General features: G+C 53.0%; 20 protein-coding genes, 1 pseudogene and 1 riboswitch. Of the genes and pseudogenes, 12 read left to right on the top strand and 9 right to left on the bottom strand.

Annotated elements, in window-relative coordinates; all coding sequences use genetic code 11:
• Positions 1-249: 249 nt before the first annotated feature.
• Positions 250-1638 (top strand): replicative DNA helicase, encoded by a 1389-nt coding sequence (gene dnaB, locus ABTW62_RS06125; protein WP_430903707.1) that lies wholly within the window; start codon positions 250-252, stop codon positions 1636-1638.
• 134 nt (positions 1639-1772) lie between these two features.
• Here dnaB and ABTW62_RS06120 read toward each other — a convergent pair whose 3' ends face one another.
• Both ABTW62_RS06120 and ABTW62_RS06115 read right to left on the bottom strand, forming a co-directional pair.
• Positions 1773-3278 carry a YifB family Mg chelatase-like AAA ATPase gene (locus tag ABTW62_RS06120; RefSeq protein WP_430903706.1) on the bottom strand — a complete coding sequence of 502 codons (1506 nt, stop codon included), beginning with the start codon at positions 3276-3278 and terminating at the stop codon, positions 1773-1775.
• 85 nt (positions 3279-3363) lie between these two features.
• A complete protein-coding gene (locus ABTW62_RS06115; RefSeq protein ID WP_430903705.1) occupies positions 3364-3645 on the bottom strand; it encodes an accessory factor UbiK family protein in 282 nt (93 codons plus the stop codon).
• 337 nt (positions 3646-3982) lie between these two features.
• On the opposite strand from ABTW62_RS06115, the gene ABTW62_RS06110 reads away from it, so the two are divergent.
• The 3 genes from ABTW62_RS06110 to ABTW62_RS06100 all read left to right on the top strand — a co-directional run bounded on the left by ABTW62_RS06110 (position 3983) and on the right by ABTW62_RS06100 (position 6092).
• A complete protein-coding gene (locus tag ABTW62_RS06110; RefSeq protein ID WP_430903704.1) occupies positions 3983-4981 on the top strand; it encodes an aminoglycoside phosphotransferase family protein in 999 nt (332 codons plus the stop codon).
• Between the two features lie 29 nt (positions 4982-5010).
• Positions 5011-5763 (top strand): N-acetylmuramate alpha-1-phosphate uridylyltransferase MurU, encoded by a 753-nt coding sequence (gene murU / locus ABTW62_RS06105; protein ID WP_430903710.1) that lies wholly within the window; start codon positions 5011-5013, stop codon positions 5761-5763.
• Between the two features lie 65 nt (positions 5764-5828).
• The gene (locus ABTW62_RS06100) at positions 5829-6092 is read left to right on the top strand and encodes a Rho-binding antiterminator (RefSeq protein WP_430903703.1); all 264 of its coding nucleotides are present in this window, start codon (positions 5829-5831) and stop codon (positions 6090-6092) included.
• Positions 6093-6344: 252 nt separating this feature from the next.
• Here the strand turns inward: ABTW62_RS06100 and ABTW62_RS06095 are convergent, their stop codons facing one another.
• On the bottom strand, positions 6345-7070 hold the full coding sequence (locus ABTW62_RS06095) for a glycosyltransferase (protein WP_430903702.1): 726 nt from the start codon (positions 7068-7070) through the stop codon (positions 6345-6347).
• A gap of 167 nt (positions 7071-7237) precedes the next feature.
• Positions 7238-7846 carry a c-type cytochrome gene (locus ABTW62_RS06090; protein WP_430903701.1) on the bottom strand — a complete coding sequence of 203 codons (609 nt, stop codon included), beginning with the start codon at positions 7844-7846 and terminating at the stop codon, positions 7238-7240.
• 462 nt (positions 7847-8308) lie between these two features.
• Here ABTW62_RS06090 and ABTW62_RS06085 point away from each other — a divergent pair, with 462 nt between their 5' ends.
• A complete protein-coding gene (locus tag ABTW62_RS06085) occupies positions 8309-8758 on the top strand; it encodes an NUDIX hydrolase (protein ID WP_430903700.1) in 450 nt (149 codons plus the stop codon).
• Positions 8759-8767: 9 nt separating this feature from the next.
• On the opposite strand, the gene tal is transcribed toward ABTW62_RS06085, so the two are convergent.
• On the bottom strand, positions 8768-9841 hold the full coding sequence (gene tal / locus ABTW62_RS06080) for a transaldolase (protein WP_430903699.1): 1074 nt from the start codon (positions 9839-9841) through the stop codon (positions 8768-8770).
• Positions 9842-10672: 831 nt separating this feature from the next.
• On the opposite strand from tal, the gene ABTW62_RS06075 reads away from it, so the two are divergent.
• On the top strand, positions 10673-10855 hold the full coding sequence (locus tag ABTW62_RS06075; RefSeq protein ID WP_430903698.1) for a hypothetical protein: 183 nt from the start codon (positions 10673-10675) through the stop codon (positions 10853-10855).
• Positions 10856-11119: 264 nt separating this feature from the next.
• On the opposite strand, the gene ABTW62_RS06070 is transcribed toward ABTW62_RS06075, so the two are convergent.
• From ABTW62_RS06070 to ABTW62_RS06055, 4 genes are all read right to left on the bottom strand, one after another.
• The gene (locus tag ABTW62_RS06070; RefSeq protein WP_430903697.1) at positions 11120-11434 is read right to left on the bottom strand and encodes an HPF/RaiA family ribosome-associated protein; all 315 of its coding nucleotides are present in this window, start codon (positions 11432-11434) and stop codon (positions 11120-11122) included.
• 121 nt (positions 11435-11555) lie between these two features.
• Positions 11556-12968 carry a glucose-6-phosphate dehydrogenase gene (gene zwf, locus ABTW62_RS06065; RefSeq protein WP_430903696.1) on the bottom strand — a complete coding sequence of 471 codons (1413 nt, stop codon included), beginning with the start codon at positions 12966-12968 and terminating at the stop codon, positions 11556-11558.
• Positions 12961-13986, bottom strand: coding sequence for a phosphogluconate dehydrogenase (NAD(+)-dependent, decarboxylating) (gene gnd, locus ABTW62_RS06060; protein ID WP_430903695.1), 1026 nt, complete (start codon positions 13984-13986; stop codon positions 12961-12963). Before gnd ends, zwf begins: the two co-directional genes overlap by 8 nt.
• 108 nt (positions 13987-14094) lie before the next feature.
• Complete coding sequence (locus tag ABTW62_RS06055; protein WP_430903694.1) at positions 14095-15063, bottom strand: calcium/sodium antiporter; 969 nt, start codon at positions 15061-15063, stop codon at positions 14095-14097.
• Between the two features lie 166 nt (positions 15064-15229).
• On the opposite strand from ABTW62_RS06055, the gene ABTW62_RS06050 reads away from it, so the two are divergent.
• From ABTW62_RS06050 to ABTW62_RS06025, 6 genes and pseudogenes are all read left to right on the top strand, one after another.
• Positions 15230-16414, top strand: a complete 1185-nt coding sequence (locus tag ABTW62_RS06050; protein WP_430903693.1) for a helix-turn-helix transcriptional regulator — start codon at positions 15230-15232, stop codon at positions 16412-16414.
• 419 nt (positions 16415-16833) lie between these two features.
• Complete coding sequence (locus tag ABTW62_RS06045; RefSeq protein WP_430903692.1) at positions 16834-17718, top strand: hypothetical protein; 885 nt, start codon at positions 16834-16836, stop codon at positions 17716-17718.
• 308 nt (positions 17719-18026) lie between these two features.
• Positions 18027-18338, top strand: coding sequence for a response regulator transcription factor (locus ABTW62_RS06040; protein ID WP_430903691.1), 312 nt, complete (start codon positions 18027-18029; stop codon positions 18336-18338).
• A 270-nt stretch (positions 18339-18608) separates the two neighbouring features.
• A pseudogene (locus ABTW62_RS06035) lies at positions 18609-18959 on the top strand (transposase); the annotation flags it as partial.
• Between the two features lie 321 nt (positions 18960-19280).
• A complete protein-coding gene (locus tag ABTW62_RS06030) occupies positions 19281-20108 on the top strand; it encodes a response regulator transcription factor (RefSeq protein WP_430903690.1) in 828 nt (275 codons plus the stop codon).
• A gap of 21 nt (positions 20109-20129) precedes the next feature.
• On the top strand, positions 20130-20951 hold the full coding sequence (locus ABTW62_RS06025; RefSeq protein ID WP_430903689.1) for a DsbA family protein: 822 nt from the start codon (positions 20130-20132) through the stop codon (positions 20949-20951).
• Between the two features lie 615 nt (positions 20952-21566).
• Positions 21567-21643, top strand: a riboswitch (cyclic di-GMP riboswitch).
• Positions 21644-21745: the final 102 nt, after the last annotated feature.

The following is a 21745-nucleotide window of genomic DNA, read 5'->3' as shown; positions in this document are numbered from 1 at the left end:
TTAAGCCTACTCGACTGGACCGGACTGGCACGCTTGCTCTCCAAACCACACGGCGGGACAAGAACGCCTGGTTCCGAGGTTTTGAGTTTAAATACTGCGCACCCGGCTCGCAACGGTAACACCCATCACGCGCACACCCAATAGAAATTTTACTTGTTTATTAACAACGCTTTAGCCATATAGAATAGCGGTCTGCCGAGAATTCCAGGATAATAGGCCTCCTTGTTTTTTACGAAGCTGTCGATGTCTATGAATCAGTCAACCGCCAATCCCCCACACGACATTTCCCGGGACACCTACAAGCTGCCCCCTCATTCGCTCGAAGCAGAGCAATCTGTTCTGGGCGGTCTAATGCTAGATAATCATGCATGGGATAAAGTGGCGGACATTATTACCGATCTTGATTTTTATCGACAAGACCACCAACTTATTTACCAGCACATTTGCCGTCTCATTGAGCAAAACAAACCTGCAGATGTCATCACTGTCGCAGAGTCACTTGAAAACACCGCCAAATTGAATCATGTCGGCGGGCTGGCCTATATCGGCGCCATCGCTCAAAATACCCCTTCGGCTGCCAATATTCGCCGCTACGCAGAAATCGTGCGTGAACGCTCGATCATGCGCAAGCTCGCCCAAATCAGCGCACAAATTACCGATTCGACCTTCAATCCAGCAGGACGATCCGCCGAAGATCTCCTGGATGAAGCAGAGAGCAGAATATTCGAAATCGCCGAGCAAAGCGCACAGGGCAAGCAGGGATTTGTAGACATCCAACCACTTCTGAAACAAGTCGTGGAACGCATCGAGATGCTCTACAACCGGGACAATAGTGACGATATCACCGGCATTGCTTCAGGCTTCCACGATCTGGATCAGAAAACCTCGGGATTTCAGGCTGGCGATCTCATCATTGTTGCGGGCAGGCCCTCGATGGGGAAAACCACCTTTGCACTCAACATCGGAGAGCATGTTGCGCTAGAAGTTAACAAGCCAGTTGCTGTATTCAGCATGGAAATGAGCGGGACACAATTAGCCATGCGCATGCTGGGTTCGATTGGACGACTGGACCAACACAAGGTTCGCACCGGCCGCCTGGAGGATGAAGACTGGCCCAGACTCACTCATGCGCTCGGCAAACTGAATGATGCGCCAATTTTTATTGATGAAACCGCAGCCTTGAACTCTCTGGAATTGCGCGCCCGCGCACGGCGCTTATACAGACAACACGGCGGACTGGGATTAATTATTATCGACTACTTGCAGTTGATGTCAGCAGCCTCCCACAGTGAAAATCGCACTGCCGAGATTTCTGAGATTTCACGTTCACTGAAAGCACTGGCCAAAGAACTGCAAGTGCCCGTCATTGCCCTCTCGCAATTGAACCGCAGCCTTGAGCAACGCCCCAACAAGCGTCCAGTCATGTCGGATCTGCGCGAATCAGGCGCCATCGAGCAGGATGCCGACGTCATTCTGTTCATTTACCGCGACGAAGTATACAACCCGGACACACCGGATAAGGGAATTGCCGAGATCATTATCGGCAAACAGCGCAATGGTCCGATCGGCAAAGTGGATCTCACCTTTCTGGGTGAATTCACGCGATTCGAGAATTGCACAAGGGTCGATTACTATTGATCTGACTGGGCAATTGCGCTGGGGGAACATCGCCTCCTCAATCCGGGCGCGCAATAAGGTCATGCCCATGATCTGCACCAACATGCTATCGGACCTACCCAACCAGGGCTTACCGGAAAAACCTTACCCCCATATCAGTTTCTATCCATACGCCGATACTGGATAGCCTCGGCCACATGAGCACCGAGTATTGCGTCATTGCCTGACAGATCCGAAATGGTGCGCGCAAGTTTCAATATGCGATGAAAAGCGCGCGCAGAAATATTCAAGCGTGTCATTGCTTGTTCGAGCAAATTCGAGCCTTCTTTTGTCAGCGCGCAATAAGTTTCAATTTCCTGGACAGCCAGCTCTGCATTCGGCTTGTTTTGTCGGGCAAGCTGATGCTGCCGCGCAAGCTCCACGCGCGAACGGATCACATGACTGGCTTCACTGCGCTGCGGGCGCAGCATGTCCTGCTGTGGCAGAGCAGGCACTTCAATCTGAATATCGATTCGGTCCAGCAATGGGCCTGATAGCTTCCCGCGGTAACGCGCGATTTGATCCGGTGTACAGCGGCATTTTCCAGCGTAGTGGCCCAGATAACCACAAGGGCATGGATTCATCGCCGCTATCAATTGGAATTTTGCCGGAAAATCCGCTCGTTGCGCGGCGCGGGAAATTGTTATGTGCCCAGATTCGAGGGGTTCGCGCAACACCTCCAGCACGCGCCGTTCGAATTCAGGCAATTCGTCCAAAAACAAGATACCGTGCATGGCCAGTGAAATCTCGCCCGGGCGCGGAATGCTGCCACCTCCTACCAATGCCACGGCAGAGGCGGTGTGGTGCGGCGCCCGGAAGGGACGCCGTTTCCAATTTGCCAGATCGAAGCGGCCACCGCCCAAAGATTGAATCGCGGCTGACTCCAGCGCCTCCTGCTCGGTCATGGAAGGGAGAATGCCTGGCATACGCTTGGCAAGCATGGATTTTCCGGTTCCCGGCGGACCGATCATGAGCAGACTATGTCCGCCTGCAGCGGCAATTTCCAGCGCGCGCTTGGCTTGTGCCTGTCCCTTGACATCCCCCATATCGGGATAGCGCATTTCATTTTCATTTGCTACCGCCGGCTCTCCATCGCATGGCTGCAGCGGCTGCTGGCCGAGCAAATGCGCACAGATCTGCAGCAGTGAGCTGACGGGATAGACGACAATGCCTTTGACCAAGGCTGCTTCACTGGCATTCTGCTGTGGCAGAACGAAGCTGCGGCCCGTCAGGGAAGCGCCATGGGTCATGGCCAGCGCACCCCGGATGGGCCGCAATTGGCCATTCAATGACAATTCTCCCACCCACTCATACTGATTCAGTTGACTGGATGGAATTTGGCCGCTTGCCGCCAATATGCCCAGCGCGATGGGCAAATCGAAACGGCCGCTCTCTTTCGGCAAATCGGCCGGCGCAAGATTCACGATAATTCGCTGGATCGGGAATTTAAAACGCGCATTCTGCAAAGCAGCGCGCACCCTATCCTTACTCTCCCTAACCTCTGTTTCCGGAAGGCCGACAATGGTAAAGCTTGGAAGACCGTTGGAAAGATGCACCTCAACGCTTACCAGCGGCGCATCCATGCCTGACAATGCCCGGCTATAAAGAATAGCCAGCGACATGAAGGATGAAAATCACGAACAAGTTTATTTGCTGCGATATGCGCACATTCCACGTCACGCGTCTTGCATACCGCATCGGCACACTTTACTTCGGTTCGCCCACATCCACTAAATCACCACCCGATACCGGCTGCTGCAGTTGACTCTCCAGCATCTGTACTTTGGCCTCCAGCTCTGTCAGTTTGATACGGGTTCGCTTAATCACTTCTTGCTGCACCTCGAATTCCTCGCGCGTCACCAAATCCAGCCTGGAAAATACGCCGGACAGCATGGTGCGCATATTCCTCTCGATATCTTTGGCAGGACTATGAGCCAGAATTTCATTGACCTTACCGCCTATTTCATCCAGTACGTTTTTATTCAGCATTCGATTTCTCCATTAAATTTGAAAGTTAATCCAACTTCCGGGATAAAATCTCATATTTTCAAATATCAGGCAAACATTAATCACGCCATCGCTCAAGGGATAGCGGCTAGGAGGCTGTCCGAGAATAGGCTGATCTACTGCGGACGAGTCTGATTGGCCGGATTTTTCGATCCTTTTCGTTAAATAGAACGACTATTCGCCTCAAATGATCGAAAAATCCAACTCAACCAGCCTCGCCCTCGCTACGATCGCTATTCTCGGACAGCCTCCTAGGTTCTCTCATAAAAAGCGGCACCCTGGGCAAAAACTCAAGTTTCCACTCTAATATCTGACACCAATGGATCGTTTACAACTTCTGGAAAGCTGGCTACACAATATTTATCCCGATCGGCCTTTTAGCCTGTCGCCTGCTTCGGCAGATGCAAGCTTTCGGCGTTATTTCCGGGTCACGTTGGACCAGCAAACGCTGATCGCCATGGACGCGCCACCACCACTGGAAGATTGCACGCCGTTCGTGCATGCGGCCGAAATCTTTTCCCGGGCAGCGGTACATGTGCCTCAGGTATTGGCTCAAGATATCGAACGCGGTTTTTTGCTGCTTTCCGATCTCGGCAACACAACTTTCTTACAAGCATTGACCATCAATCCCGCCATCGCCAACGAGCTCTATCTGGCAGCAATCGATGCTTTGATCAATATCCAAAAGGCCAGTCAGGCAAACCTTTTTCCCGAATACAACCGGACATTGCTTACCCAGGAATTAAGCCTCTTTCCCGACTGGTATCTTGCAAAACATCTACAGTTCTGCCTCAACGATGATCAGAAGGCTGGCTTAACCAGGGTTTTTGCCTTATTACTGGACAATAACCTTGCCCAACCCCGTGTTTTTGTTCATCGTGATTTCCACAGCCGCAACCTGATGGTCTCGACACCCAATCCAGGTATTATCGACTTCCAGGACGCAGTCTTTGGCCCCATCACCTATGACCTGGTCTCCCTGCTAAAGGACGCCTATATTCAGTGGGACGAAGCGCAGGTGCTGGATTGGGCAATCCGTTACTGGGAGCGCGCCCGTCAAGCGGAGCTGCCAGTCAGCAGCGATTTTTCCAGCTTTTACCAGGACTTCGAGTGGATGGGCGTGCAACGCCACCTCAAGGTGCTGGGCATTTTTGCACGCCTCTACTATAGAGATCAGAAAAGCGCTTATCTGCAAGACATGCCAGCGGTCATGCACCATCTTCGGCAGACCTGCAAACGTTACCGCGCACTTCATCCATTGCTCGTATTACTGGACCAATGCCAGAACCACGCACCCGCAGCCGGCTATACATTCTGACCAGACCTATCGACATCATGTACAAAGCCATGCTACTGGCAGCAGGACGCGGGGAACGCATGCGGCCGCTTACCGACACATACCCCAAGCCCTTGCTGCGGGCCGGCGGCAAAATGTTGATTGAATATCATCTGACGAGACTCGCGCAGGCTGGCTTCTCGACAATCGTAATCAACCATGCTTACTTGGGCGAGCAAATAGAAGCGGCACTAGGCAACGGTGAACGTTATGATATCCAGATCCTTTATTCGGCTGAACAAGGCGTACTGGAAACGGCAGGCGGAATTGCCAAGGCATTGCCGTTATTGACGGATGACAGCATGCGCCGCCCCTTTGTGGTCATCAACGCCGACATCTTCTGCCAAATGGAATTATCCGGATTACGCTCGATATTGCAGCGTATCCAGGAAGAAGCGGGGCGCACGCTTGCGCACTTGGTATTGGTCGACAATCCCCCACATCACCCAGAAGGTGACTTTTGCTGGGATGCCGATAAGGAAGCATTAGTGCCACCAATCCGGACGGGCTGCCGGAAGCTCACTTTCAGCGGCATAGGGGTTTATCACCCGGCACTTTTCAAACATGTCACACCCGGCCAGGCCGTCAAACTTGCGCCTTTATTGCATGCAGCCATCGCTACTGGCAAAGTCAAAGGCACCTATTATTCAGGGATCTGGATGGATATCGGCACACCGGAACGTTTACGCCAGCTTGATGCCAGCCTGCAAGCGAACCGGTTTGATCAGCACCCGGCTCAACGCTCAGGAAACATCGACAGATAACCAACAACCTGCGCGCGCGATTAAGCTAGAATTGACTGCCATTAAAATACATAGCTGGAACTACCATGACTCATTCCCTCATCTCCTGCGAGCTGCATGACTACATCGAAGTTGTCTGCATGTATGGCTACCAGGTCAAACTATTCCTGAAAGACCAATCCGTTGTAACCGGCAAAGCGAAAGACATCGTGACTAATGCAGAAAAACAGGAGTTTTTATTGCTGGAGACGGAAACCGGAGCGCGTCAAATCGAGCTGATCCTGCTTGATAAAATGCAGGTGCTGACACCTCACGCAAAATTCAGCGAAGTCATCTTTCAGAATCCCTGAAACATACGATGACAACATCGTTGCGCACCACGCTTCGGGATACTTGTCGATGCGCACAGCAGCGCTCACCAGCTCCGTGCTATCTAGGAGGCTGTCCGAGAATAGACTGATCTACTGCGGACGAGCCTGATTGGCCGGATTTTACGATCCTATTTCGTTAAATAGAACGACTATTCGCCTCAAATGATCGAAAAATCCAACTCAACCAGCCTCGCCCTCGCTACGATCGCTATTCTCGGACAGCCTCCTAGGCTAGCGCCTGCCGTCATACCACATCGACAATCGCTCTTTGCTTTGCAGCGTTCGGAACGGGTGCAGTATCAAGCGTAAAAACTGGCCAGCAATCTCCCACGAACTATAAAGCTGAACTTTTCTGGGTGATGTCTCAAGCGGATGATCGGTCAGGATAGTAAAACCCAATTTGCGTGCGCGCCCCCATTTCTTGAGCTTTTGGCTTAGATCCACTTCCTCCGCTGCATAGAGCGCTTGATTGAATCCGCCCACTTCCCGGAATACCGCGGCATCACATGCAATCAGAGCACCTGCCGCCCAGCTGAATTTTACCGACAAGGCCGTCCAGATTCGCAACAACACCACCATCCACCAAGGCAAGTTGGGCATATAGAGCGTACTGCCCGCCCCGACATGTTCACCTTGTTCGATCAAACTAAAGATATCGCCGACCAGCCCCGCATTCAACAGGCAATCCGCATCCAGAAATATAAACCAATCTCCTGTTGCGGCCGCTGCACCCGCTGCTCTGGCGCGCGCAATCTGATTGATCGGTTCAAATACAACCCGAGCGCCCGCTTGCTTGGCCAAGCAAGCCGTGTCATCGGTCGAATTATTGTCCACCACAATCACCTCATGACTATAGCCATACGATTGGTTCGCAGCCATGGCATCGGCAACGGATTGGAGACATTGTCCAATCAAGCGTTCTTCATTGAAGGCGGGAATAATGATCGAAACATGCATAGGACAGCACCCTGATTTTAATTATTAGAGACCATTATTATGACGGTTTATAACCGTCCACGTTCGGTGAAAATCGCACCCTCACTAAATAGTAATGGCCTAGTGCGCAAATCAGCGCATCAGGTAGTCTCAATAAAGCTTGCAGAGCAAAGCCTCCCACCAGGACGCTACGGAGATGATCGTTTGACTGCAGCCGGATTTTCACGAAATTTCTGCTGGACTGCCGTGGTATACAAAGTCAACGCCGCCAGCTTTCTCGAATTCCATATCAGCGGCTTAGCGGCCATGGAAACCATCATGCAAAGCTGGATCATTTCGTCCAGATGGATCCGGTTCAATCCAGCATGCTCCCTGGCCATGGCCACAAAATGCGGATAGGGCTGCGCGAATCCCGGTGCAAACCTATCGCCCCCCTCATGACAATGACTGCACGACAGTCCATTGGTACTCAGCCGAGCATCCTTGTAGAGTGCCTCGCCGTATGCTGACAAATCCAATTGATTGCCCTGATAAGGACGATAAGTGGCTGGTCTGGTGACTTTTAGAGGATCGATCTTCTCAATGGCGCTGGAGTTGACTCGCGCAACATGTTCCGCTTGATCAGCTTTTTTAACAGCACGAGGAATCTGGAGAAAATCAGGATCGGCTTGCATACGTGGCACGGGTGGACGATAAGGCGTGGGGCTACAGCCTGTCATGCTTCCGCCCAGAGCAGCGACGAGCACCCCCCCCGAGACCAAGGCACCAGCCACCTTTTTCAAACTGGATGAAATCATGATCTTTTTTCTCCCGTTTCATTATAGAATCTAGGAGGCTGTCCGAGAATAGCGATCGTAGCGAGGGCGAGGCTGGTTGAGTTGGATTTTTCGATCATTTGAGGCGAATAGTCGTTCTATTTAACGAAATAGGATCGTAAAATCCGGCCAATCAGGCTCGTCCGCAGTAGATCAATCTATTCTCGGATTGCCTCCTAGTAATCCGTACCGTCAATTAGCTTACAAATGAAATCGATGGATTCGCCTGCCAGGCTAGGCGCAAACCGCAGTCATAGCCGTAGCTATGGCGAGGATTTGCAACAACGCATGACAGGCGAAGGCGCGATTTCATGTAAGCGGTTTGGCGGAACGGAGTACTAGCATCACGGCATCAGCGCATTGCGCTGATGCTTAAGGCTTACCGTTGCCAGGCCTTTATATTTTACCCCTGAACTGTATCAACCTTATTGCCCGTCTCGCATTATGATCTGGAAACCCAACGTCACGGTCGCTGCCGTTATCGAACAAAATGGCAAATATTTATTGGTAGAGGAAACACCGAATGGGGCTGATATCAAGCTCAACCAGCCAGCTGGCCATTTAGAACCAGGAGAATCTATCCTTCATGCGTGCAGTCGCGAAGTACTCGAAGAAACAGGCCACACATTCTTGCCTGAAGCATTGACAGGCATTTATCACTGGCACGCGCCACATAATGACACAACTTATCTGCGCTTCACTTTTTCCGGCCGGGTGACGAGCTTTGACCCAGAACGGGAACTTGATACTGGCATCATCCGGGCAACCTGGTTCAGCCTCGAGGAAGTCCGCACCAAACAGGCATCTCATCGCAGCCCAATGGTCATGCAATGCATCGAAGATTACCTTACCGGAAGAAGCTATGCGCTGGACATCCTTACGCACTATGATTAGATAGATCCTTTACAGCCCGGCACTTTTCGAAGCAATCCGGTCCAGCAGATTATGCCAGGAGTTGGCAAATGACTGCGCGCCTTCATGCTGAAGGACTGCAGCGAGCTGCTCGACATTCACCCCGGCCTTGTCAAACTCTGCGAGGACATTCTCAGCATCGCCCCCGTCAACCGGTAATTCGCCCACCACTTTTCCATGCTCAGCGAAAGCGAGCAATGTCTTTTCAGGAACGGTATTGATGGTATCCGGCGCGGCGAGCGCATCGATATAGAGCGTTTCAGGGGCATCCGGATCTTTGGTGCCGGTGCTGGCCCAGAGCACGCGCTGCGGCCACGCACCCGCGCTGACAAGTGCCTGCCAGCGTGGCGAAGCCAGTAATTCGCGATAAGCCTGATAGGTCTGCTTGGCAACTGCGATGCCGAGTTGATTGTGTAGTGCCGCAGGCACTTTATCTTTGACTGCGACATCCCAACGGCTAATAAAAACCGATGCGACCGAAGCGATCTTTGGATCCAGTCCGGCAGCAACCCGCCTTTCAATGCCACGCAGATAGGCTTCAGCAGCAGCCAGGTAATGTGCTTTCGAGAACAGCAACGTAACGTTGACCGGCACGCCGGCAAAGATCGCTTCTTCGATTGCCGGAATGCCCGCGCGCGTACCTGGAATCTTGATAAACAAATTCGGCCGTTGCGCGTGCTCGTACAGCTTCTTGGCGGCCGCAATGGTGGCAGCCGTATCATTCACCAGCAGCGGAGAAACTTCCAGCGACACCCAGCCATCCATTCCGCCACTGGCATCGTGAATTGGCCGGAAAAGATCAGCAGCCTCGGTCAAGTCCTCCAATGCCAATTCCAGGAACAGCGCTTCGCCCGATTGACCAGCGGCCGTTTTTTGCTGGATAGCCGCATCATAGCAATCGCCCTCACCGATCGCTTTATCGAAAATTGTAGGGTTGGATGTAAGCCCCGTCACAGCCAGCTCGCCAATGTAGCGATTCAATGTGCCGCTCGCCAACAGCTCGCGCGTAATGTTATCGAGCCAAAGGCGCTGACCGAGGTCATGCAATTGCTGTGTCGTTTTCATGAAACCTCCATTTATTTGAGAGCTATCATGGATAACATCATGAAGGTTTCACGTCAACCGAATCCCGCCATAATGAGCCAACCTGTCGGCTCATAAACATAGGCAATCCAGTCTTCGAGCAAAAACAATCAAACCTCCCCGGCTGCCTGCCCACAGAGCAGGTTTTGATGCGCGCACAGAGCGATCTACCATTGGCGCACGACAAAAGGATTGCTCTTCAAGAACGGCCCTCAACAACACGCAACAACTGGCTGACAACAGGCACTATGCCCGCTGGAGACTTCGCGGCCGCCCTTGCCATACCGCCATTTTTTTTGCCGGAATCCTTTCATTCCCGGAAATAGCCTTGTCCACCGTTTTAACGCCTAAGGGCGCAAACGTAGCAGCATGCTGCTTGACCCATCGAGTAATGACTATTTTTTCCTCGGGCATCATATCCTCCCAGAGTTTCTCCGTTGCATGCTCATCGGGCCACTGACAGCGCGGCAATCTCCTGAAATACAATCACCCTACCGTATCACCGCCAGCCCGTCCTTGCCCTGAGCAACCAAGTCCAGTTGTTCTATAGCAAATTGCCGCCATTCAAACTTGACGACTGCAATTATATTGGTTTGATTCCGTTCGTCTGTTCGCCAGCACACCCAATACAACAAAATTGGAATATGCTTTCAAACCATTCTCGGCAAGGGAAATAACATTGCGCGATCACAATGTACATCAACTGGCTGGTTATTGGATTATGATGGTTATTCTGCAGATCTATTGCGGGAAGCAGGATAAAATGATTCACGCCCTTACTTTTTCATGCATGCATTTTGATTGGAGACCACCATGCAAACAAAAATTTTACGCTACCTGGCGATTCTGATTGTGGTTCCTGTGCTATCCGGCTGCTGGATGCTCGCAGCCGGTGGCGGCGGTGCTTATGGCGGCTACAAAGCCAAGGAAGAAGGCTACGAGTTGCGCAGTCCGGTTACGAAAGAAGAGGAAAAAGATCAATCCGAAAACCAGTAACAGCAATAAGCGCACGCATGGACATGCGGGTCCGGTTGCTCAGCCAGCCCACCGAACAAGGCAACCGCCGCAGCCCCAGTATAGAACGAGTCAGCGCATATGAAACTCACGAGCAAAAAACCAGGCATCAGCAGACAGCCTCGCTGCACAGCATCCATACGCAATGCCATGCCCGGTTTTTTCTGGATATGCCTCTGAATACTTTTCAGTTTCAGTGGGGTGCATGCAATGCACCCCAGATATATTCAGCGGCATATTTCCGAATCAATACTTGCCCAGTTTCCCCAGTGCACTATCAAGAGAGGCTTTCATCTTCTTGGCCGCACCACCAACCGCCTCGCCCACGGTGTCAGCCAGATGGGTGACTGCCACCGGCTGCCGACCCTCAAGCCGGGCTTCCATCAAGCAACGCTTGTCAGGCTTGCCGCTCTTATGGCTGTTCTCGTCACTGAAATGCACTTCCACGCGGGTAATCTGGTCACGAAAATGGCGCAGATTGCTTTCCACCGCCGCTTCAATCTGCCCGACCAGTTCCTCGTTGCCTGCGATATTTTTATCGGTATTAACCTGAATTTTCATCATGCTTTCCTTTCGGTTTTTAAGTTTCAGTAGTCAATCAAAACAGTAACCATCACTTGCGATGCGACTGCGCCAGTCAAGCAACAATCATCAATTGATCTGCCTTTGCCCTGTCATGGCGTCATCCGTCATGACCTTCTCGCCCCGGATTGAGCCAGCAGCCATTCTCGACGATGAGTACATCGGCCTCTTCGGGCCCCCAACTGCTGGGTTCATAGCGATGGACCGGCTGATGCATCGCTAATACAGGATCCACAACCGCCCAGGCAGCCTCCACTGCGTCCTTACGCGTAAACAGTGCGCTGTCACCCCTCAGCGCATCGCCCAGCAACCGTTCATAGGGCGCTTCCTTGCCCGGCCATTCCTCGCACAGATAAAGCTCCCGCTGATCGCCCACGAACTCCTTCCCGGCTCGCTTGACGCGTGCAGCCAGCGCAATGGCGGAATTGGGCGAAAGCCGGAAGCGTATATAATTACCCACGCAGTCCACTGCGGCCGAATCCGCGAACAATCTTTGCGGCGGGGGCTTGAGCTGGACCAGCACCTCGGTTACCGTTTCGGCCAGGTATTTTCCGGAACGCAAATACCATGGCACGCCTTCCCAACGCCACGAGTCGATAAAAAGCCGCAATGCACAGTAAGTCTCGACATCGGAATGCTTCGCCACGCCGGGTTCATCACGATAACCGGTATATTGGCCGCGCACAACATCGTCCGGTCCGAGTGGACGCATGGCCCGGAAAACCTTACTGCCTTCGTCATGGACAGCCTCATAGCCCCGGTAAGCAGGCGGCTCCATTGCAAGCAGCGCGACGATCTGAAACAAATGATTCTGAATCACGTCGCGCAGACAGCCAGTCGCCTCATAGAACCCGCCACGTCCCTCCACACCGAAATTCTCGGCCAAGGTAATCTGGACACTGGCGATGCAATTGCGGTTCCAGATCGGTTCCAGAAAGGAATTGGCGAAACGGAAATAGAGGATATTCATGATCGCTTCTTTTCCGAGAAAATGGTCGATGCGAAAGATCGACGTTTCCGGAAAAGCTGAAGCCGCGATTCGGTTCAACTCGCAAGCGGAGGCCAGATCGCGCCCGAATGGCTTTTCGACGATGATACGCGCCCCTTCGGTCAGATCGGTTGCACTCAGCCCCTGAATAACTGTGGCAAACAGCACGGGAGGAATCGCCAGATAGTGCGTCGGGTTTTGCGCAGGACCCAAAGCTTTTTTCAGTGCTTTGAAGGTATTCCGATCATTATAGTCACCGCTCACATAGCCGAGCAGCGCAAGCAGATGATCAAGCGCCCGCTGGTCATCGATGCCACCGAATTGCTGGATGCTGTCTATTACCCGCTGGTGCAGTTGTTCAAGCCGCCAGGGAGAGGCTGCAACACCGATTACCGGCAGATCGAGGCTGCCTCGTTTTGCCAATGCATAAAGTGCCGGAAAAATTTTCTTGTACGCCAGATCCCCGGTCACGCCGAACAACACCAGCGCATCGGACTGCCCGGTAAACTCCTGTACCTCAGCCATCCTCACTCTCCCGCTGCTCGCCATGCCCACCAAACTGCTTGCGCATAGCCGACAGCAGCCGGTCAGCGTAATCCGCCTCGCCCTGGGATTCAAACCGCCCATACAACGCTGCACTAATCACTGGCACCGGCACACTCACGTCGATCGCTGCCGCAATCGTCCAGCGCCCCTCGCCCGAATCGGACACACGCCCGATGTAGTTTTCCAGCTGGGGATTATCAAGCAATGCGCTTGCCGTCAGATCCAATAGCCACGAACCGATGACACTCCCACGGCGCCAGACTTCCGCGATCTCGGATAAATCGAAATCATACTGGTAATACTCTGGGTTACGCATCGGCGCAGTCTCGGCGTCAGCCGCTCGCGACCGCTTGCCGGCGTCGGCGCTTTGCAGAATATTCATGCCTTCGGCATAGGCAGCCATCAGGCCGTACTCGATACCATTGTGTATCATCTTGACGAAATGCCCGGCACCCAGCGGCCCACAATGCAGGAAACCCTGCTCGGCAGTGCCTCTGCCAGGCGAGCGGCCCGGTGTACGTGGGGCAGCCGAAACGCCGGGCGCCAACGTGGCAAAAATCGGGGCGAGCGATTCGACCACCGTTTTTTCACCGCCGACCATCAGACAATAACCACGCTCGAGACCGGCGACACCGCCGCTGGTCCCGACATCCACGTAATGAATGCCACGTGGCTGCAACGCGGCACCACGCTGAATATCATCGCGATAGTGGCTATTGCCGCCATCGATAACGATATCGCCTGCATCCAGCAAATCCACCAGCTTCGCCAACGCCTGGTCAACGATCGCAGCTGGCAGCATGAGCCAGATTACCCGTGGCGCCGCCAGCCGGGAAACGAAATCCTCCAGTGAATCCGATCCAGTCGCACCCTGCCGCGCGAGCTCCGCAACCGCTGCTGCCTGCACATCATAGACCACACAGGTGTGTCCTCCTCTTATCAGGCGTTGCGCCATGTTGGCGCCCATCCGCCCCAGTCCGATCATACCCAACTGCATTACCAGGCCTCCTTTCTCAGAGAAAATTCAAAACCGGGAAACACCAACCAACCCCGCAGTGCGTCCCTTGACTCCGGCTCAATACCAGCGTCGATACCCGTCATCCTATCAGCTGATGACGCCGCTCGCCAGAAAGGCTACATAGCCCACATAACAGGATAGCAAAATTCCGCCCTCAAGCCGGTTAATGCGTCCCGGCCGACCAAACCCATAGCCGATGATAAACAACGAGACGGTCAGCACAGACATCACCATCATATCCCGGTAAAAGATCTCTGGCCCGGTTTCCACGGGATGAATCATCGCGGCCAGTCCCACGACAGCGAGCGTATTGAACAGATTGGAACCGATCACATTGCCTATTGCAATGTCATGCTCACCCCTGCGCGCCGCTATCACCGATGTGGCCAGCTCCGGCAGCGAAGTGCCCAGCGCCACAATCGTCAAACCGATGATCAGATCGCTCACCCCCAGACCATGAGCGATTGCAACTGCGCCCCATACCAGCATGCGCGAGCTCATCATCAGCAGCACCAGACCGACAAGCAACCTCAACATGGCCCGGCGCAGCGGCATGATGCGGCTCTCCAGCTCCAGTTCGATCTCATCTCCCAGCCTATCGGCCTGTGTGCGCAGGCCCTGCCAAATCGTCCAGCCCATCAGAGCAACGAACACCACCAGCAGCAGCACGGCATCCAAACGGGAAATAAAACCGTCCCCCATCTGCCAAGCCGCCAGGGCGGTCGCGCAGGTGAGTAGCGGCAGCTCCTTGCGCAAAACTTGCGAGTGGACATGAATCGGGCTGATCAAGGCGGTCACACCCAGAATCAGCGCGATATTCGCAATATTCGAGCCATAGGCATTGCCAAGCGCAATGCCGGGATTTTCCTGGACCGCCGCCAGGACCGAGACAACCAGCTCCGGCGCCGAGGTCCCAAAACCAACAACCACCATGCCGATCAGCAGCGGCGGCATGCCGGAGTGATGGGCCACGGCCACGGCCCCCTCGATGAATCGGTCTGCGCTCCAAACCATCAGCGCCAATCCCGCCACCACAGCAAAAGAGGCTAATTCCATCCCACCATCACTCCGCAAGACTCCGGATACATCGCTCGCCGCTTGAAATCATCTTGATTCTCACCTATCCTGCAAGGAAAAAGGATTGTAACCCCGCCTTGGGCCGGGATTGGATAAAACTATTGTTACTTGGTTTCGTGCCGCCAATCAGCAACGGGAGTGCTGCATGCCAGAAAACGCCACTCAGCGCAGAAACCAGATCGTGATCTTCTCGGCAGACAGTCACGCCGCCAGCCAACTCGCCCAGCAATTCAACACAAAAGGCTACCGCACTTTTATCCAGTCGTCCCTCACCGAATCCGCCCAGTGGCGCATCGAGCACCTGGCATTGATTGTGCTGTTGAATTGCAAGGAGGCGTGCGCATCCTTCCAGCATTACCTGGCGCAGATAAAACATGCCAGTTCAAACGTGCCCATTGTTTGCATGGATGACACCATGCCGCCGCCCGAGCCTTTTACGGTCGATGCGCTGGCAGACAGTGTCCATTTCTGCCCCAATCCACCTAAACTGGATCCCGAGACAAGCAGGCAACAGCCCGGTCATGAGCGGCGCCGGTATGAACGGCGCCTGGCCGACCGGCGGCATGCTTCCCGTACACCCAAACACAGCCAGCCGCAGCAGCTGCCCTCACAGCATCCGCCCGCCTCACCCCTGCCCGCCCTGCCCCTGGCAGCCAAGCATGCGCCCATCCGCTTGTTGATCATTTCAAAATCCCGGCGCTTGTTCGAAGCCTTTCAGGCCAGCTGCCAGCATGATCCCGCTGAGCGGATCATCATTGAATGGCTGGCCGATCCCGCGCCTGCATCCGATCCGCCCGCCCAGCCGCCACCCGGCCTGATCCTGCTGGATACCATCACCCCCGCACACAGGATGATCAGCCTGCTGCAGACCGTTCGCCACCACTACCCGGCCGTCAGGATTATCCTATTAGACCCCTCCCCGATCCCGAATCTCGTCCACCACATTGTCGAATTCAAGATCTGCGGCCTGCTCCCGCGCGAGGCCAGCCCCGAGCTTTATCGAAAAGCGCTGCGCGTTGTGCACAACGGCGAGCTCTGGCTGCCCCATTTGGTCATCAGCCAGATATTTGCGCTTTTTTCCGAGGAATACCAACGTGCCCACCAGGCAACAGCGCATGCCCCCCGGCTCACAACGCGCGAACAGGCCATTGCCGCCCTGGTGGCACAAGGATGGACCAACAAGGAAATCGCCAAGCAGTTTGATCTTAGTCCAGAAACAATCAAAAAACATATGAAAAATATTTTTGCCAAACTCGGCACGCAAAAGCGCAGCGAGCTCGCATCCAGATACGTCGGCATGCTGGGCAACGCGATCCAGCGCCTACCATAGCACTGCCCGTCATTCCCATTTGCGCACAGCGCCATCGGACGATAATCAGCAGCCAGTCCCCATTCCCTCTCTGCCCTCTCTGCCCTCTCTGCCAGCATTCCCCAAATGGGGAATAGAATCTGCTTTTTCTCTATGGGATATTGTTTCTACCTTTTCATGGGCGATCGAGATCAAAGCCGAACAAAGCGGTATGGAGCATGGTTCAGAATCACCGCGCGGCTGACGTGCTAGGGATTGACAGCGGGTTTAGGGTAGCGAACGCACAGTCTGTCATGAAAGCTCGTGAAGTAATCTGGGTATGGACATTGAATCGTGTGGAAGGGCATCGAGAACGCACACAAGCTCGTTTAAGAAAGCCTTTCGAGCAGCCGCTCGAATCATCCGAGCGGCATGAGCTAAAGACAACCGGAGAACTTATCATGAAAGCAATTACACAATGCAAACAATTGCTCGCGCTGATCATCGCGGTAGGCTTTATGGCGTTGGCGCCGGCGGCTTGGGCCGGCACCACCGTCACCTACACCGGTCAGGGCTTCTTCTATGACGGGACCACCTACAACCTCAATGATGAGCGTTGCGGTCTGACCGGGCAGAACGACGCCAACGACGGTGGCACCGGCCAGTTCGCCGACTGGAACGGGCCTGATCAGCCATATGAGACCGGCCAGGGATATCTCGTGTGGGTCCTGACCGCGAACGGCGCCACGTCGGCAAAGCTCAATCTTCCGGATGGGACGGTCGACATGATCAAAGTGGGCGGAACGTTCAAGTACGCAAGTCAGTACTACAACGCGAGCCTGCTGATCGGCCCGCCAGCGGTGACCGCCGAGTACGAGGGGACCGCCAGGGGTAATGTCCAGCTCGTCGTCAGCCATGGCTGCCAGCCGTTCGAGACCGAGGGCGCGTGGTGCTCGCCTGGCTACTGGGGCAACGCGCAGGATGCCGCATGGGATCTCATCAATAGGGAGCGAACTGACTACTGGAATCAAACCGTCTTCCTGGGCTTCGTTGCCGGTAGCGATGTGCTCGGTTTCTTCTCGACGATGAGCGGCCTCCACGCCGATCCCCAACTCGGGCAGGGCGGTTCGCTAGCGGAGCGGTTCGGAGTCCTTGGCAATCAGCCCACGTATAGCGGCGCTCCCTTGGGGACCTTCAGCTTCGGCGGGTCCACTCCGTTCGCCATGAATGCTTTCAACGCCACGGGCGCGTACCTGACCAGCCTGATCCCGGGCTTCCACTTCGATCCGGACCTGATCGGGGAAGAAAATGCCTGTCCGATCGACAACCACGGCAACTTTAAGTAATAACCCATAAAGTGGATTCGCGCTAGCAATCCGCCTTAAACGAAGCGCACCAAACCGACCCTCGCCTGGAATATCCAGGCGAGGGTTTTCTTTTAGGGGCATTAACAGGGGGCAAAGTAAAATTATATTCAGCTATTTACGAATTTTATCTTTCTTCCGCCAGCCCCCCCCCTTTCAGGCCGGCCAGCATTGTCCTACTGGAAAATCCCCCGATCCCGGATCTCGTCCACCCCATTGTCGAATTCAAAATCTGCGGCCTGCTCCCGCGCAACGCCAGCCTTGAGCTTTATCGAAAAGCACTGCGCGTTGTGCACAACGGCGAGCTCTGGCTGCCCCATTTGGTCATCAGCCAGATATTTGCGCTTTTTTCCGAGGAATACCAGCGTGCCCACCAGGCAACAGCGCATGCCCCCAGGCTCACAACGCGCGAACAAGCAATTGCCGCCCTGGTGGCACAAGGATGGACCAACAAGGAAATCGCCAAGCAGCTTGTTCTTAGTCCAGAAACAATCAAAAAACATCTGAAAAATATTTTTGCCAAACTCGGCACGCAAAAGCGCAGCGAGCTCGCAGCTAGATATATCGGCATGCTGAGCAACGCGATCCAGCGCCTGCCATAGCACTGCCCGCCATTCCCATTTGCGCAAAGCGCCATCGAACGATTATCAGCAGCCAACCTCCATCCCCTCTCTGACCGCCCTGCCAGCATTCCCCAAATGGGGAATAGGATCTGCTTATTCTATATGGGATATTGGCCTTAATTTTTCATGAACGATTAAGATCGAAGCCAAACAAAGGCTCATTCAAGAAAGCCTTTCTAGCATCCGCTCGGATCACCCGAGTTGCATGAGTCAAAGAAAACCGAAGAATCTATCATGAAAGCAATCACACAAGCCGTTGCCAAATGCTGGCCCCAGACCATGCAGCCCAAGGTCAAGGAAGCTCTGCATAATATCTGGCAGGCGGAAACACGGGAACAAGCTTATGCAGCATTCGATCACCGCATTGAACGTTTCAGCCCGAAATATCCCAAGGCGATGGCATGTCTGGCAAAGGATAAGGATTCCATGCTGGCTTTCTACGATTATCCTGCAGAAAACTGGCAGCATATCAGAACGACCAATCCGGTTGAATCAGTATTTGCCACCCTCAGGCTGAGGACAGCCAGAACCAAAAACTGCGGCAGCAGGACAACAACATTAACCATTGCGTTCAAGCTGATGGAAACAGCACAGAAAAAATAGCTCCGATTGAGGGGTTATAAACTGTTAGCCGATGTTGTTGGGGGAGGAAACACCAGGATTTATCAAATGCCATTGCAATCGGTGTTGACGAAATTGCTTGGCAGCAAGAGCACTGTTATTTGATGTGGGTCTATTAGATCAATGCCCACGGTAATCCCCCCCACCGCAAGCGGTTGCTGTGAATCGGGGAAAAGCGCACGGTCAAGGTTTCCGTTGGTTTGGTTTAGAACGGAGTCTGGCACTGGAGTTTATCTATAGTGATATGTGGAAGCTGTACCTGAAGGTGAATTATCAGGGTGAGCAGAGCGGAAGAATGCCATGGAAAAATCTAGAACAGTGCTTGTATTGTGCAATGATCCGTCTGACAGACAGTTGTATAGCGTCATGTTGAGGGAGCAAGGTTTTTCAGTGGTGACTAATGGCTCGGATTCCTCATTGGCAATAATTAAGGATGTTTTGCCTGCGATTGTCCTCATTGATCTAGACTCGTCGCCCAGCCCAGGCCGCAATCTTGATCCATCACGCATCATCGGCAGACAAGCGCTTCAGCTAATACGCTCAAAGACAGGGGTACCCATAATCTGCTTGTTGAGTGAGCGTGTTGAGAGCGAGAGAATGATGAGATCCATGAGGGGTATCGTTGATGATTTTATGTTTAAGCCGATTCGAGCGGGGGAAGTTCGCATCCGCATCCAGCAGATTCTAGAGTCGCTCAGAACCGAACAACTTTTGAAGAAGGCTTATCCTCTGATAGAACGTCGGCAAAAAGAGCGCCGCAAATCCTGTAAACCAGAGGCGGGCGCTAGTGATAGCTATGCGTATTTCCGTATTGACGATGATTCCCGGCAAATCTATTTAGAAGGAAAACCACTGAATCTAACCCATAAAGAATATGAATTACTTTACCTTCTGGTTTCAAATCCCAGGCGTGTTTTCTCCGATGAGGAATTATTGGCTCTCATCTGGCCTTACAATCCGATTGCTGGTGAGAACCATGTGCAACAGTACATCTATCGCTTGCGCAAGAAGGTAGAACCGGATCCATGCAATCCACGATGGATTATCACCACCAAAGGGTTTGGTTACTACCTGGATGGTGTGGAGCATCAGCGTAAGGCAAGTGAATTTAACAACTCTAATGAGTAAAGCTAACCTGAGGAGGTTTTTATGAAATTAAATACACGAATGCTCATGGCCGTTCTCTTGATTCCAGCGATTAGCGGGTGCGGTGACCAAGGTTCAGCGCTGAACCAAGAGATTCAAGCACTCAAGCAAGAGCAGCAAATGATAGGAAAAAAAATAGATGATATTCAGGTACTTAAACAAGGTCAAGAAAGGATAAGCAAGGATCTAGAAGAGATTAAAAAATTACTGGCCGCACGCCCCGCGCCGCCAGCTCCGCCAGCGGCAGTAGAAAAAATTGACAAAGTCGTCATGATTGGCAGCATCTCGCCGCTGGGGCTGGATGACGCGCCCTTGACTCTTATCGAATTCTCCGATTACCAGTGCCCTTTTTGTAACCGTCATGCACAACAGACTACCCCCCAGATTGTTAAGGAGTACGTAGAAACTGATAAAGTGCGTTATGTGTTTCGGGATTTCCCCATCGAGTCAATCCATCCCCAGGCGGTCAAGATCGCTGAAGCGGCCCGCTGTGCCGGTGAGCAAGGCAAGTATTGGGAGATGCATGACCAACTGTTCACCAATCAAAGAGGTTTAAGCACCGACAAATTGCCTGAGCATGCCGAGGCCATTGGCATCGACACCGAGCAATTTCAGGGGTGCCTAGATAGTGGCAAGTACGCTGCGGCGGTGCGCCAAGACATGGAGGAAGGCGGCAAACTGGGTATTCGCGGAACACCCTCGTTTATACTGGGCATCAGTGATGGTAACCAAGTAAAGGATACGTATATCATTCGGGGCGCCCATCCTTATACTATTTTTAAGGAGGAGATCGAAAAACTGCTTGCTTCATTAATGGTCGAGTGACATTGAATGAATTTAGAGGTGTCCAATAGGCACGGAAGCTTAATCTGTCCTACTGCCTGCTGGCGCGCTGCGCCAGCAGGCAGCTTAGGAGTTATGCCCCCATTCATCAACCTGCCTTTTGACAACTTGGAACGCTCATTAAAGATTTGATCTGGTTATCCTGTTGCGCCCCATATTGAGTCTAATAGCGATGCCATTGCACCCGTTCTTGCTCTAAGCTTGCAAAGAAACTGTCCATCACACCGTTGTCACAGCAATTCCCTTGCAACTCATGCTGCCAGTAAAGCCATTGCTTTCTAACAACTGGCGGTGGGCGTGGCTTGCAATCTCCATTAAGACAAATCATCCCTCAACTGGGTTGATCAATTCTATTGAACCACATCAAAGAGACGATGTGGTTACAAAAGGTTCGTCCTTTACTCTCTCCCGGTATTTTTCGCCAAATTGACAGCTGCTGAATACTGAAATCAGCATCAGGCGATGCTCGATAAAAAATTATTTTTACTGTTAAGGTTCTGTTAATTGTTTTTCCTTTCTCGTTGGGTTTATATGCGCAGAAGTGGGGTAGAGGCAGGAGCCTTTTAATTCTGGTTATTTGAAAGGTTGTTTTGAAGTGCTAGACAATGCTACACCCGCAGTGATGTGGGGTCGGAAAGCCACGGGTCTTGTTGCAAGATTGCCAGGTTACCTAGCAGAAAAATCACAGTTTGTTATTTGCCCACTACAGATTGTGATTCAGCGGAGTTGCGAAGGAATTCCCGCAAGGGGAGCCTGGCGCACTCTTGAGGAAGTTA

Source organism: Nitrosomonas sp. ANs5 (assembly GCF_050584665.1).
GTDB lineage: Bacteria > Pseudomonadota > Gammaproteobacteria > Burkholderiales > Nitrosomonadaceae > Nitrosomonas.
Note: the sequence above shows the minus strand (reverse complement) of the source record. Positions and strands in the feature narration are given on the sequence as shown.

Bases quoted from the DNA above. Each gene is read 5' to 3' on its own strand.
- ABTW62_RS06100 (WP_430903703.1), top strand. From the start codon at position 5,829: ATGACTCATTCCCTCATCTCCTGCGAGCTGCATGACTACATCGAAGTT.
- ABTW62_RS06095 (WP_430903702.1), bottom strand. From the start codon at position 7,070: ATGCATGTTTCGATCATTATTCCCGCCTTCAATGAAGAACGCTTGATT.
- ABTW62_RS06120 (WP_430903706.1), bottom strand. From the start codon at position 3,278: ATGTCGCTGGCTATTCTTTATAGCCGGGCATTGTCAGGCATGGATGCG.
- ABTW62_RS06110 (WP_430903704.1), top strand. From the start codon at position 3,983: ATGGATCGTTTACAACTTCTGGAAAGCTGGCTACACAATATTTATCCC.
- zwf (WP_430903696.1), bottom strand. From the start codon at position 12,968: ATGGCTGAGGTACAGGAGTTTACCGGGCAGTCCGATGCGCTGGTGTTG.
- dnaB (WP_430903707.1), top strand. From the start codon at position 250: ATGAATCAGTCAACCGCCAATCCCCCACACGACATTTCCCGGGACACC.
- gnd (WP_430903695.1), bottom strand. From the start codon at position 13,986: ATGCAGTTGGGTATGATCGGACTGGGGCGGATGGGCGCCAACATGGCG.
- tal (WP_430903699.1), bottom strand. From the start codon at position 9,841: ATGAAAACGACACAGCAATTGCATGACCTCGGTCAGCGCCTTTGGCTC.
- ABTW62_RS06085 (WP_430903700.1), top strand. From the start codon at position 8,309: ATGATCTGGAAACCCAACGTCACGGTCGCTGCCGTTATCGAACAAAAT.
- ABTW62_RS06030 (WP_430903690.1), top strand. From the start codon at position 19,281: ATGGAAAAATCTAGAACAGTGCTTGTATTGTGCAATGATCCGTCTGAC.
- ABTW62_RS06075 (WP_430903698.1), top strand. From the start codon at position 10,673: ATGCAAACAAAAATTTTACGCTACCTGGCGATTCTGATTGTGGTTCCT.
- ABTW62_RS06115 (WP_430903705.1), bottom strand. From the start codon at position 3,645: ATGCTGAATAAAAACGTACTGGATGAAATAGGCGGTAAGGTCAATGAA.
- ABTW62_RS06070 (WP_430903697.1), bottom strand. From the start codon at position 11,434: ATGAAAATTCAGGTTAATACCGATAAAAATATCGCAGGCAACGAGGAA.
- ABTW62_RS06025 (WP_430903689.1), top strand. From the start codon at position 20,130: ATGAAATTAAATACACGAATGCTCATGGCCGTTCTCTTGATTCCAGCG.
- ABTW62_RS06045 (WP_430903692.1), top strand. From the start codon at position 16,834: ATGAAAGCAATTACACAATGCAAACAATTGCTCGCGCTGATCATCGCG.
- ABTW62_RS06090 (WP_430903701.1), bottom strand. From the start codon at position 7,846: ATGATTTCATCCAGTTTGAAAAAGGTGGCTGGTGCCTTGGTCTCGGGG.
- murU (WP_430903710.1), top strand. From the start codon at position 5,011: ATGCTACTGGCAGCAGGACGCGGGGAACGCATGCGGCCGCTTACCGAC.
- ABTW62_RS06055 (WP_430903694.1), bottom strand. From the start codon at position 15,063: ATGGAATTAGCCTCTTTTGCTGTGGTGGCGGGATTGGCGCTGATGGTT.
- ABTW62_RS06050 (WP_430903693.1), top strand. From the start codon at position 15,230: ATGCCAGAAAACGCCACTCAGCGCAGAAACCAGATCGTGATCTTCTCG.